12 protein-coding genes are annotated in these 12,899 nt (G+C 39.0%); 7 read left to right on the top strand and 5 right to left on the bottom strand.

Features of this window, described 5'->3' with window-relative positions; translation table 11 throughout:
• Positions 1 to 88: 88 nt before the first annotated feature.
• Positions 89 to 1,024 carry a 1,4-dihydroxy-2-naphthoate polyprenyltransferase gene (locus PZE06_RS14520; protein ID WP_150916884.1) on the bottom strand — a complete coding sequence of 312 codons (936 nt, stop codon included), beginning with the start codon at positions 1,022 to 1,024 and terminating at the stop codon, positions 89 to 91.
• Positions 1,025 to 1,588: 564 nt separating this feature from the next.
• Between PZE06_RS14520 and PZE06_RS14525 the strand changes: the two genes are divergently transcribed.
• From PZE06_RS14525 to PZE06_RS14545, 5 genes are all read left to right on the top strand, one after another.
• Complete coding sequence (locus PZE06_RS14525; RefSeq protein ID WP_225310702.1) at positions 1,589 to 3,001, top strand: isochorismate synthase; 1,413 nt, start codon at positions 1,589 to 1,591, stop codon at positions 2,999 to 3,001.
• Complete coding sequence (gene menD, locus PZE06_RS14530) at positions 2,994 to 4,748, top strand: 2-succinyl-5-enolpyruvyl-6-hydroxy-3-cyclohexene-1-carboxylic-acid synthase (protein WP_150916880.1); 1,755 nt, start codon at positions 2,994 to 2,996, stop codon at positions 4,746 to 4,748. The genes PZE06_RS14525 and menD overlap by 8 nt, the downstream gene beginning before the upstream one ends.
• On the top strand, positions 4,745 to 5,560 hold the full coding sequence (gene menH, locus PZE06_RS14535) for a 2-succinyl-6-hydroxy-2,4-cyclohexadiene-1-carboxylate synthase (RefSeq protein WP_150916878.1): 816 nt from the start codon (positions 4,745 to 4,747) through the stop codon (positions 5,558 to 5,560). The genes menD and menH overlap by 4 nt, the downstream gene beginning before the upstream one ends.
• Before the next feature lie 78 nt (positions 5,561 to 5,638).
• On the top strand, positions 5,639 to 6,457 hold the full coding sequence (gene menB, locus PZE06_RS14540) for a 1,4-dihydroxy-2-naphthoyl-CoA synthase (RefSeq protein WP_095312641.1): 819 nt from the start codon (positions 5,639 to 5,641) through the stop codon (positions 6,455 to 6,457).
• Between the two features lie 81 nt (positions 6,458 to 6,538).
• Positions 6,539 to 8,011 (top strand): o-succinylbenzoate--CoA ligase, encoded by a 1,473-nt coding sequence (locus PZE06_RS14545; RefSeq protein ID WP_150916876.1) that lies wholly within the window; start codon positions 6,539 to 6,541, stop codon positions 8,009 to 8,011.
• Positions 8,012 to 8,093: 82 nt separating this feature from the next.
• Here the strand turns inward: PZE06_RS14545 and PZE06_RS14550 are convergent, their stop codons facing one another.
• Positions 8,094 to 9,050 (bottom strand): metal ABC transporter solute-binding protein, Zn/Mn family, encoded by a 957-nt coding sequence (locus PZE06_RS14550; protein ID WP_150916875.1) that lies wholly within the window; start codon positions 9,048 to 9,050, stop codon positions 8,094 to 8,096.
• A gap of 355 nt (positions 9,051 to 9,405) precedes the next feature.
• On the opposite strand from PZE06_RS14550, the gene PZE06_RS14555 reads away from it, so the two are divergent.
• Entirely contained in the window at positions 9,406 to 9,969 is a 564-nt protein-coding gene (locus PZE06_RS14555) for a beta-class carbonic anhydrase (protein WP_150916873.1), read from the top strand.
• Here the strand turns inward: PZE06_RS14555 and yidD are convergent, their stop codons facing one another.
• Positions 9,970 to 10,203 (bottom strand): membrane protein insertion efficiency factor YidD, encoded by a 234-nt coding sequence (gene yidD / locus PZE06_RS14560; protein WP_150916871.1) that lies wholly within the window; start codon positions 10,201 to 10,203, stop codon positions 9,970 to 9,972.
• Between the two features lie 194 nt (positions 10,204 to 10,397).
• Here yidD and PZE06_RS14565 point away from each other — a divergent pair, with 194 nt between their 5' ends.
• Positions 10,398 to 10,871: an S-ribosylhomocysteine lyase gene (locus tag PZE06_RS14565; protein WP_150916869.1), complete on the top strand. Its 474-nt coding sequence runs from the start codon at positions 10,398 to 10,400 to the stop codon at positions 10,869 to 10,871.
• Positions 10,872 to 11,131: 260 nt separating this feature from the next.
• On the opposite strand, the gene cls is transcribed toward PZE06_RS14565, so the two are convergent.
• Both cls and ytzI read right to left on the bottom strand, forming a co-directional pair.
• On the bottom strand, positions 11,132 to 12,580 hold the full coding sequence (gene cls, locus PZE06_RS14570; protein ID WP_150916867.1) for a cardiolipin synthase: 1,449 nt from the start codon (positions 12,578 to 12,580) through the stop codon (positions 11,132 to 11,134).
• The gene (gene ytzI / locus PZE06_RS14575) at positions 12,580 to 12,756 is read right to left on the bottom strand and encodes a YtzI protein (RefSeq protein ID WP_150916865.1); all 177 of its coding nucleotides are present in this window, start codon (positions 12,754 to 12,756) and stop codon (positions 12,580 to 12,582) included. Before ytzI ends, cls begins: the two co-directional genes overlap by 1 nt.
• Between the last annotated feature and the right edge of the window lie 143 nt (positions 12,757 to 12,899).

The raw sequence follows: 12,899 nt of genomic DNA on the forward strand, positions 1-12,899 counted from the left end.
TCGATGAGAGAATCTGTCGATAACGGTGGAAGTGAAAAAGGGTATAAAAAAGAGAGATGTTCAATCACACCTCTCAAATCCTTTTCTATTAATTGATAAAATAATCAATGAATAGTCCAATGGTTAATAGAAATCCAAAGATCGTGTTTGTTTGTGCTGTAGATTGCATAGCGGGCATCATCTGAATCGGTAAAGTTTTACCGATAAATCCTTTTGTTGCTTTTACAGCTTTTGGAATACTCAAGACGACGAGTGCTAACCAAACGGAAGAATAACCGATCATCATTAAAGCGAAAATCCAAGCATAGGAGACGGTAAACATTGCAGCTAATAAAAAGATTGCATGTTTCCTTCCTAATAAAATCGCGAGTGTTTTTCGACCGAATTCCTTGTCACCGTCCAAGTCCCGAATATTGTTTGCTAGCAGAATCGCCCCAACAAGGATAAAAATTGGGACTGAAATCAAGATACTTGCTGTTGTGACCGTGCCAACCTGGATATAAAAACTAATTAATATAATTCCCATTCCCATAAAGAAGCCGGCGAAAATTTCACCAAATGGCGTATAGGCAATTGGCAGTGGCCCTCCTGTATAAAGATAGCCAATAATCATACAAAATAATCCAATGGCAGCTAACCACCATGATGTACTCATGCAAATATAGACGCCAATCAAAATAGAGATTCCGTAAAGGCTTAATGCAATTTGCATAATCGTTTTCGGCTTGACTCCATCACGAACGATGGTTCCGCCTATACCGACAGATTCTTCTGTATCGAGTCCTCTTTTATAATCGTAGTACTCATTAAACATGTTCGTCGCAGCTTGAATGAGTAAGCTTGCTACAAGCATCGCCAGAAATAATCCCACATGAATCGTTGTCTCGTGGATCGCTAAAGCTGTTCCTAGTAAAACAGGAACGAATGCAGCTGTCAACGTATGGGGCCTAGTCAGTTTCCACCAAACCCTCCAGCTTTTGTTTGGAGACATAGGTGGGTAACTTATCTTTGTCTCTGTTTGCATGTCTCTCCCTCTCCTTTTTCATGCATCTAAAAAATCAAAGAGTCGTAATTGGAATGAATGATCGTATAAAATAAATATTAGTAACACTTACATCAATTTCAAGTTGGATAACATCCAAATTCAAGTTTAGGCAATCAAGAGAAGGGTGTCAATGGCTTTTTACAGTTATTATAGGACAAAGTTACCAGTAGTGAATACTATGATTATATAGTAAAAGCATGTCAATAATATAATAAGGTAAATAGTCGGGAGAAAGTGACTGCTGTCATTGACATTTCAATAGGTAGAGGTGTATTTTAAAATAAGTTTGTATTCTAGATAAAGCAGGGAAAGACTGTTATTATTTTTTATGAAAGCTATGTTAGACGATGCTGTTGATTTTCACGCTTTGTGAGGATACTACCGCTTTTTTTGATGCAGTAAAAATGAGCTAGAACGATACAATTAAGCAAGAATGTTGTTAAACATAGCTTTTATGAAAGCAATTTCATGTTGTTATGATCATTTTATGATCTTATAGGAATGCAACATTACATAAAGAGCCTTTTTATTGGAGGGGATTTTTTGGTTACGATACTTGAAACGGAACTGAAAAAAGGGATTGAACAAGCGATTAAGAAAGCCAAAAAAAGTTTGGCCCCCATATTAGTAAGTGAAGTTCAGAAAGTCGAACATATAGAACCGCTGTCTTTTTTTTCTGCTGGTAAAGAGAATTTTCATGGCGAACGCTTTTTCTGGAAGGATCCGGATGAACAAACGTATTTAATTGGTTTGGGGATTTGTAAGCAAATTCAAAATGAGCAACTATCCGACCGTTTCGAAGCAGTGGAAAAAGATTGGGCTGACCTCATAAAGGAAGCGATTGTTTTTAATGATGAGGGGAAAAGAGGGACAGGTCCGTTAGTATTTGGGGGATTTTCTTTCGATCCGCTGAAGGAGAAAACCCCATTATGGTCCCAATATAGCCATTCTTTATTTCACCTTCCGCAATTTTTATTAACGCTAGTAGACGGGGAGGCATATTTAACGACGAATGTTTTATGTACGCAGCATGATGATATGACAGTTTGGAAAAAAGTTCTTAGTGAAAGACAAACTATTCTTTCATTTGCTAGTTCGCCAGCAGAGTTGGAAATGGCACAGATTTTAAAGAAAGAGGAAGTTGTCAATCCTGATGAATGGAAAGATTCGGTCCAAAAACTAGTTGCAGATCTGAAGGCAGGACAACTAAAAAAAGTTGTTCTGGCAAGAGAACTGCGAATATTTTTTAAAGATAAAGTAGCGGCTGATTTCGTTCTTCCACGTCTTTTAACAGAACAAAAAGCAAGCTTCACTTTTGCACTAGAATCAAACGGGGACTGCTTTATTGGTGCTTCTCCTGAAAGATTGGTCAAAAAGGAAGATGATCAGTTATTTTCTACCTGTTTGGCAGGCTCGATTGCTAGAGGGAAAACGAAGGAAGAGGATGAGCGCTTAGGTGAAGCATTGCTAAGCGATGAGAAAAATTTAATTGAGCATCATTATGTGGTAGAAATGATAAAAGCAGCCATGGATAAAGTATGTCAACAGATCGAACTTCCTACAAAGCCGACTCTTTTAAAAATGAGAGATATTCAACATTTATATACACCTATCGTAGGGGAGGCGTTAGAGGATAGCACATTATTGCAAGTGGTTGATTCACTGCATCCAACTCCAGCATTAGGTGGCTTGCCTCAGAGAGAAGCGGTGGAGAAAATAAGAAGGATTGAGGCATTGGATCGCGGCTTTTATGGAGCTCCGATTGGCTGGCTCGATTATCAGGGTAATGGTGAATTTGCTGTTGCGCTTCGTTCAGCTCTTATTCAAGGAAGCGAAGCCTCCCTATTTGCAGGATGTGGAATTGTTGCAGATTCTGATTCTGAAAGTGAATATGCTGAAACAAACATTAAGTTTCGGCCGATGCTATCCGTACTTGGAGGTTTAGGAAATGAGTAGTCAAGAAGCATTAACATCATATATAGCCGCTTTTGTTGCGGAATTAGTGCAAGCAGGCGTAACAGATGTAGTGGTTAGCCCTGGTTCTCGTTCCACACCAATGGCCATGGTAATGGCTGAGCATCCTGAGCTTCAGGTTCATATTAATGTAGATGAACGCTCAGCAGCATTCTTTGCCCTTGGAATAGCGAAAGCATCAGGCAAAGCGGTCGGATTATTGTGCACCTCAGGAACGGCTGCTGCTAACTACTACCCTGCAGTTGTGGAAGCGTATTATTCACGCGTACCATTAGTCGTTTTAACGGCGGACCGCCCTCATGAGCTAAGAGATGTTGGGGCACCGCAAGCCATTGATCAGATCCATTTGTATGGCAAGCACGTGAAGTGGTTTGTAGAGATGGCAGTTCCGGAACAGACAGAGGAAATGCAACGCTATGTTCGCAGCGTGTGCGCACGGGCGACGGCTACTGCTACTTTAGCTCCAGCGGGTCCAGTGCATTTAAATTTCCCATTCCGGGAACCTTTAGTACCGAACCTACAACAGGAAAATCTTTTTCATCTTGAAAAGCGCGGTGAAGGGTATGTGACGATTCACCAAGGGATTCCAACTATGCAAAGGGAATTGATAGAGCAATTTGGTGAAAAGTTAAAGAAATACGAAAAGGGAATCATTGTTTGTGGTTCACTTGAAGAGAAGCGATTTATTGAAGCGGTTACTCGCTTTGCTGACCAGTTGCAATTTCCGATCATTGCTGATCCGCTTTCACAACTGCGAAGTGGACAGCATGATGGAACAAATATTATCGATACATACGATACATTTTTAAGAAACGTGGATGCAAAAAAAGCTCTTAAGCCTGACATTATTATTCGGTTTGGGGCGATGCCTGTTTCCAAAGCGTTAACGATATTTTTGAATGAAAATAAAGACGCAGAACAATGGGTGGTTGATAGTGGAGCGGGCTATAGAGACCCTTCTTTATTGTCAACTTCAATGATCTACTGCAGTGAATCTGCATTTTGTGATGATATCGCTAACTATGTTGGGAAAAAGAGTTCAAGTTCGTTTCTTTTAAAATGGCGAGAGATAAACGATTTTACAAAGGAAAACCTTTTGAGAATTAGAGAGGTTCCCCAGTTAAGTGAGGCCAAGCTTTTTCATCAGCTTTCAGAGGTCCTCCCTGAGGGCGCAACATTATTTGTTGGGAATAGCATGCCAATTCGTGATTTAGATTCTTTCTTCCATTTTAATAAAAAATCCATTAAAATTATGGCCAATCGTGGGGCGAACGGAATTGATGGGACGGTCTCAACGGCTTTAGGTGCATCAACAGTACTTGACCCACTATATCTTGTTGTTGGAGACTTGACCTTTTTTCATGATTTAAATGGATTGATGGCAGCGAAGCTCTACAATCTCAATATGAAAGTTATTGTGATTAATAATAATGGCGGCGGGATTTTTTCGTTCCTACCTCAAGCCAATCACCGTAAAAATTTTGAGCGCTTGTTTGGAACCCCATTAGATTTAGATTTCAAACATGTTATTCATATGTACAATGGCTCATATGAGCTTGTTTTGGATTGGGAACATTTTACTTCCTCTTTCTTGCGAAATATGCAAAATAATGGATTATCAGTAATGGAAATGACGACAAATCGTGACACGAATTTAAAAGAACATCGAGATTTGTGGGATTTTGTTTCCCGGGAAATAAGTCGTTTTTTGAAAGGTGACTTGTCATGAGACATGTAATAGACGGCGTTCGCTATAATGTCGAATCATATGGTAATGGATTCCCAGCCATTCTGCTTCATGGCTTTACTGGTGATAGCTCAAATTGGACTCCGTTTTTAGAGCGATGGGGAAAACAGTCGAAATTGTTTATGGTCGACATTATTGGCCATGGCAAATCCGATGCTCCTGAAGAGCTAGAACGGTATCATATGCTGTCAGTAGTTGATGATCTATTCCTGTTAATGGAGAAATTAAAAATTCAAAAAGCTGATTTTGTCGGGTATTCAATGGGGGGAAGGCTTGCGCTATCCTTTGCGGCTAAATATCCAACCAAAGTTAGAAAATTGGTGCTGGAGAGTGCCTCTCCAGGATTAGAGTCAGATATTGAACGAAAACAAAGAATCAAAGAGGATGAAAAACTTGCCGCCTTCATCGAAGAAAAGGGGATAGCGGATTTTGTTGATTATTGGGAAAACATTGCTTTGTTTGCGAGTCAGAAACGTCTTCCTATTGAAAGGCAGAAGCAAATAAGAGAACAACGGTTACTCAATTCAACTCAAGGCTTAGCCAATAGTTTAAAAGGCATGGGTACTGGTTCACAGCCATCATGGTGGCTGGAGCTTTCTGATCTTAAAGTCGACATGCTGCTTATTACTGGGGCGTTGGATCGGAAATTTTGTCAAATTGCAAAAAAGATGCAGAATATCGCCAATCATGCTGAATGGATTACGGTTTCAGACTGTGGACATACAATTCATGTGGAGAATGCTGAAAAATTTGGTACAATAGTAGAAGGGTATTTGTCGAACGCGAGAAGTTGAAGAAAACACCCTAAACTAAAGATTATGGCTCTGACGCAAAAGAACAGAGTACAAAATTTATATGACGGAGGTTGCTGTATGTCAGTAGAGTGGGTTGCAGGACGTCAATATGATGAGATCATATATGAAACATACAATGGAATTGCGAAAATCACGATTAATCGTCCACATGTACATAATGCATTTACACCAAAAACAGTATCGGAATTAATTGATGCCTTTGCTTATGCTCGTGATGATTCAAATGTCGGGGTGATTGTCTTAACAGGCGCAGGAGATAAGGCATTCTGTTCAGGTGGGGACCAAAAGGTACGTGGGCATGGAGGATATGTTGGAGATGACCAAATTCCTCGGCTTAACGTTCTTGATTTACAACGCTTAATTCGTGTTATTCCTAAGCCAGTAATTGCGATGGTTAAGGGATATGCAATTGGCGGTGGACATGTATTACATGTTGTTTGTGATTTAACCATTGCTGCAGATAATGCCGTTTTTGGTCAAACAGGACCGAATGTTGGCAGCTTTGATGCTGGTTATGGCTCTGGCTATTTGGCACGAATTGTCGGTCATAAAAAAGCGCGCGAAATTTGGTATTTATGCCGTCAATACAATGCTCAGGAAGCATTAGACATGGGCCTTGTTAATACGGTTGTACCACTTGAGCAAGTGGAAGAAGAAACGATTAAATGGTGTGAAGAAATTCTTGAGAAAAGCCCAACGGCTCTACGCTTCTTAAAAGCAGCGATGAATGCTGACACGGATGGACTTGCTGGGCTGCAACAGTTTGCTGGAGATGCTACACTCCTTTATTACACAACGGACGAAGCGAAGGAAGGCCGTGACTCCTTTAAAGAGAAACGCAAACCTGATTTCGGTCAATTTCCTCGTTTCCCTTGATTGGAGAAAGAGCATTATTTTTTGAAACAGCTTGATGAAGTCATCAGGCTGTTTACTTTTTATCAATTGCGGTGATAGAAGATGGACAATCAAATGATACCGAATCTGATTATAAAAAGAGCCACTTTGACGCCGAATCGTGTAGCAATTCGATTCGAAAGACAGAATTATACGTATAAAGAGTTGTACGAACTGGCTTATCGGAAGGCTGGATATTTACAAAAACTTGGGGTGGAAAAAGGGGATTATGTTGCTTGTTTGTTGAAAAGCCATCTGGATACGATCGTCATTCTTGTTTCTCTACAATTAATAGGTGGGGTCGCTGTTCTATTAAATAATCGCTTAACAGCGGATGAACTTATGTGGCAGCTCAATGACTCAAAGGCTGATCTCCTTATCACAGAAAGAGAGTTTGTCGAAAAAATTAGCGTGGTGGCAAGTCAGCTAGATAAACTGACGATTGTTTGGAAAGAAACAATCGATGCCATCCCTTTTGAAGAACCGGCAATTCTGGAAGAAATAGAATTGCAAGCAGTTTGTACAGTAATGTATACCTCTGGTACAACAGGAAATCCAAAGGGCGTTTTGCAAACTTATGGAAATCATTGGTGGAGCGCGACAGGTTCCGCACTCAATTTAGGTATTCAGGAAGAAGATAGTTGGCTTTGTGCGGTTCCTTTATTTCATATAAGCGGCTATTCGATCCTAATGAGAAGTCTGATCTATGGAATGAAGCTTGTTTTGCATGACTCCTTTCAACCGGATGAAGTGATCAAAGCGATTAAGGATGAGAAGGTAACGATTATGTCTGTCGTGACGACGATGATGACAAGATTACTTGATGCCTTAGGGGAGGAAAAATTGCCCACAACGTTTCGATGCATGCTTTTAGGGGGAGGACCTGCTCCGCTCTCAGTGCTTGAACAATGTGTTGAACGCAATATTCCGATCTATCAAACGTATGGTATGACCGAAACTTCTTCTCAAATTGTCACACTGGCTCCGGAGTACAGCATTGAGAAATTAGGTTCTGCTGGAAAACCACTGTTTCCGTCACAATTGAAAATAATTGCTGCAGATGGCAGTGAGGTAGGTGCTTATCAATCCGGTGAAATAATTGTCAAAGGTCCCAATGTCACTAGGGGATACTTGCATCGTGAACACGAGCATGAGAAATATTTTCTAGATGGTTGGTTTAAAACGGGGGATATCGGTTATTTGGATAAGGATGGCTTTCTTTTTGTGCAAGATCGCCGCTCTGACCTTATTATTTCTGGTGGGGAAAATATCTATCCTGCAGAAATAGAAGGGGTCATTACTTCTCATCCACAAATAGAGGATGCAGGTGTGATTGGTATTGCCGATCCAAAATGGGGCCAAGTACCGGTCGCTTTTGTCTTGACGAAAGCAGATTTAACTGAAGAAGAAGTAAAGGAATATTGCAAAGGGAAAGTGGCTAACTACAAACTACCTAAAAAAATATATTTTGTTGAGCAAATTCCGCGAAATGCTTCTAGAAAATTGTTGAGAAGAGCTTTAAGAGAAATGTTATAAAAAATTGCTTTGGAAAATTCATACTTGCTCACGATCCAAATCGTTATCGAGCAAAAGGGGAGTCTTTAAACTCCCCTTTTGCTCATTTCGGTTCAATGAGTGCTGTTTCTAATGCTTGTAAGTTATCCTTCATAATTGAAAAATACGTTTTGTTGTTTTTTATATCTTGAGCAGTTAAAACGGATAAATTGTGAAGATATAAGGGCTCTGCATTTAATTCTCCTCGGACAATTTCTGCTAATTTAGAGCTGACATTTTGTTCGAAAAAGATGTGTTTAAGCTCGTGCTCTTTTGCCATTGTAATAATTTCTTTCAGTTGCTTTTGTGTAGGTTCGTTTGAAGAAGACAAACCCGAGATGCTAATTTGCTTCACACCGTAGCGTTTTTCCCAATACCCATAAGCAGCATGAGCGACAATGATTTCTTTATGCTCCGCTTTCTCGATTAACTTTTTAAATTGTTGATTTAATTCATCTAGTTGGTTGGAAAGTACAGTATAATTTGCTTCAAGTTGCTCTTGATGGTCAGGAAGCTGTTGAATAAGCTCATTCTTAATGGCTTCTGCGAGCTCTTTCGCGTACAGTGGATCAATCCACACATGTGGATCAATATCTCCGTGGCCATGACCATCATCATGATGTTCATGTTCATCGTGGGTGTGTGTTTCCTCTTCAGCAAAGTGAATATGTTCACCGGCAGCCACTAAATGAGCATTTTCATTTTCTAATGTTTGTTTCGCTTTATTGACAAAACCTTCTAACCCTAAACCAACATAAATAAAAAGGTCAGCTTGGGCTAATTCGAGCATATCTTTTTGCGAAGGTTCATAAGTATGTTCATCTGCACCAGGTGGATAAATAGTATCGACCGTAACGAGATCTTTTCCAATTGCTTCTGTGAAATATTGCAGCGGATATACCGTTGTATAAATATGGAGCTTTTCTTTTGCTGCTTCTTTATTTGCGTTATTATCCTTTGAACCGCAACCTGCTATAGCAAGGAGCAACAGCAAGATGAGTAAACTGATTTTAGTGCGCATAATTAGGCTCTCCTTATATCAAACTCTATTGTTCTATGGTATTTTTTTGTCAGCTATTTGTTTTAGCCGAATATCGGACATACTTTTTTTACAGTAATATATAAACGAAATTATTTCGATTTAATAATGGATATCAATACGTAATCGTTCCGATTAACTATAGTATAGTATTATATCTATGATATAATTGCAAGAAAAAATTACTTTTTTCATGGAATTAGAGAGCCGTTTAGCCAAGCTGAAAGGCGCAATGAACCAAAAATGGTTTTATCAACAATATTGTCCCCATAAAGGGATACTAGTATTATGTTATTTACGCATAATTTCACGGTGCTGTTAGCAAAGGAGAGTCATGATGAAGCTATTAGATGAGATTCTTCAATACAATGAGGAATTTGTTAAGGAAAAGAAATATGAAGCCTACTCGACTACTAAATATCCTAATAAACGAATGGTTATTGTCACCTGTATGGATACAAGATTAACCGAATTACTTCCTAAAGCGTTAAATATAGGAAATGGTGACGTAAAGCTTGTGAAAAATGCTGGTGCACTCGTATCGCATCCATTCGGTAGTATCATGCGAAGCATACTTGTCGCAGTATATCAGCTTCAGGCTGATGAGATATTAGTAATTGGTCATCATGATTGCGGAATGGCAGGGATGAAAGCGGGGCAAATGATTGACAACATGAAAGAGAGAGGGATTACAGAGGAGACGTTTGAAATGCTCACTTACTCTGGAATTAATGTGACAAAATGGCTTCAAGGTTTTCAAGATGTCAAAGAAAGTGTCTCCCATAGTGTAGAAATGATTAAAAAGCATCCTCTTTTAGCGGAAGATATTCCTGTCCATGGCCTTGTTATTCATCCTAACACAGGAAAACTTGACTTAGTGATAGATGGATACAAGGAATAGCTATGAGTTCGGCTTTTTTTCCTCAGGGACTAAATCAACTCCACCAGGATGGAAAGGATGGCATTTTAAGATTCTTTTTATCGTTAACCAACCGCCTTTTATCGGTCCAAAGCGACTTATCGCTTCGATTCCATAGTGGGAACAAGTAGGGTAAAATCGACAAGTAGGCGGTTTCAGCGGGGAGATCACCATTTGATAAAATCGAATGATGCCGATCATGAGTTTTCTCAGCATTTCTTTTCGTCTCACTTTCCAATTAAAATGAGTTTACCGTCTTAACTGTAACTCTTCAAAAAGATAACATAATATGATATATTAGTCTATGAACGAGTATTACGTATTAAATTGATAAACTTACTAGGGATTTTGTTAGAATTTGTTTAAATGAACTAGATAACGATTTTTTTATAAATGAAGGAGTGAAGAAAATGCCATCAGTTGAAAGCTTCGAGCTCGATCATAATGCTGTGAAGGCACCTTATGTAAGACATTGTGGTGTTCATAAGGTAGGGACAGATGGAGTTGTCAATAAATTCGATATCCGCTTTTGTCAACCGAATAAGCAAGCGATGAAGCCGGATTCTATTCACACATTGGAACATTTATTAGCCTTTAATATCCGTGAGCATGCGGAGAAATATGAGCATTTTGACATTATTGATATTTCTCCAATGGGTTGTCAAACAGGCTATTATCTCGTCGTTAGCGGTGAACCAACGGTTGAGGAGATTATTGATTTACTTGATGATACAATGAGATCAGCAGTTGAAATTGTAGAAATTCCAGCAGCAAATGAAAAACAGTGTGGGCAAGCAAAGCTTCATGATTTAGAAGGAGCCAAGCGCTTGATGCGCTTTTGGCTGGAACAGTCAAAGGAAGATTTAAAACAAGTATTTGCTTAAAAAACCGCTATGCTCGCTCAACTAAAATTGGATTTTGTTGCGTACAGCAATAGAAAAGGCCGATTGTTGCAATCGGCCTTTTTCTATTGCATTGTTGGGTAGACAGGGGAGCATTATTGTTGCTTCGTCTATAGTGTTTCGAGCTTTACCTCTAGTAAGAACCCCTACCGCCTAACGAACGACTTCCTAGGATAAGCCAGCTGATCCGGATCGCTCTTTATCATTTGTCTAAAGACGATCATGAACTAGTATTGCTGTTTTTATAGGATTGGTGACAGGAGACGTGAGACAGATTCTTTGAAGCGAATGACAAGTGAGCGTTTTTGATAAATTTCATCGGTTAGTTCCCACGATAGCTTCATATCTTCTTCGAAGCTTTGTGTCAGCTTATGTGCGATATCATGATTATAAATGAAGGCGTTCACTTCAAAGTTTAGGCGGAAGCTGCGCACATCAATATTAGCTGTACCGACAGAGGAGATTTCATTATCAACAATGATCGTTTTCGCATGAATGAATCCATTATCGTAAATGTAAATTTTTGCGCCAGCCTTGATCATTTCTCCGATGTAGGAATATGTAGCCCAATAAACAAACATATGGTCAGGTTTATTCGGAATCATGATTCGCACATCAATTCCTGATAAAGAAGCAATTCGCAATGCATCAAGGAGGCTTGCATCAGGAATAAAATATGGTGTTTGAATCCATACAGCCTGCTTAGCAGAAGAAATCATTTTGATATAGCCGTTTTTAATTTGTTCCCACTCAGAATCAGGTCCTGACGTTACAATTTGGATCCCCACTTCTCCTGTGGAATTTAATGGCGGAAAGAGACTATCGGAATAATGAATATTATGACGATGGGATGCTTGATTCCAGTCTAATATGAACCGGGTTTGAATGGCATGTACAGCATTGCCGACAATACGGAGGTGGGTATCTCGCCAATAGCCAAATCGCGGATTTTTTCCTAAATATTCATCCCCAATATTAAAACCGCCTACATATCCAATTTTTCCATCAATAATCGCTAACTTACGGTGATTGCGAAAGTTCATACGTAAATTAATAAATTTTAATTTTGACGGAAAAAATGCTTCAATTTCTCCTCCAGCGTTTCGAAGATCTTTGAAGAAACCTCTTGTTAAGGTCCTTGAACCAAGATCATCATATAAGATCCGGACTTTGATCCCTTCTTTGGCTTTACGAATTAAAGCATTTAATAGTTTTTGACCAAGCTCATCCCGTTTAAGAATATAATATTGCAAATGAATATGATCCTTAGCTGCGGCTATATCGTGAAACAATGCTTTAAATTTATCATGACCATCTGTAAAAATCGCCACCTCGTTATTTTGAGACAGCAATGCATCATTGTTTCTCAAGTGCATAAAGATGAGATCGTGATATTTTTTTTCAAGCTCGTTTCGGTAGGAAAATTTATTGGTGCAAATTTCTAATAATTGATTGGAAATTAATTGTGCGATTCCAACCTTTTTTTGATCCTCCCATTGAAACATTTTTGAACGGGCTAGATTTCTGCCAAATAACAAATATGTTACAAACCCTAATCCGGGAATAAAAAATAAGACCAGTATCCAAGCCCAAGTAGCTCCTGCATCTTTTCGTTCCAAGAAAATGACGATGGTTGCTAAAAACATGTTTAGAACAAAAATAAGTCCAACTAATATTGAAGTGATACTCATTATCGTTTTCCTCGCTTATTATTTGATTGATCTGTGTCCCTATCCTGATTTAAGTGAGGATTATCTTCTAATGGATCGACAGAATGCTTATAGGAATAGGCTTTGCTAGTAGTTAATACGGATAACAGCAGCACCACAAAGACAATAACGATACAAATAATTAAAACGATTAACATTCTCTCCCTCTCCTGACTTCATTATTCATGTATTCTTTCCTATTGTAACAAAAATGACAAATTATATGGTCAAAGACTATTCTAACATGAATCACGTTATCTTTTGTAAGTATTACGTTTTAGTATGAAAAACTTGGGTATTA

The organism is Robertmurraya sp. DFI.2.37 (assembly GCF_029211245.1).
In the GTDB taxonomy this organism is placed as follows: Bacteria; Bacillota; Bacilli; order Bacillales; family Cytobacillaceae; genus Robertmurraya; species Robertmurraya methanolica_A.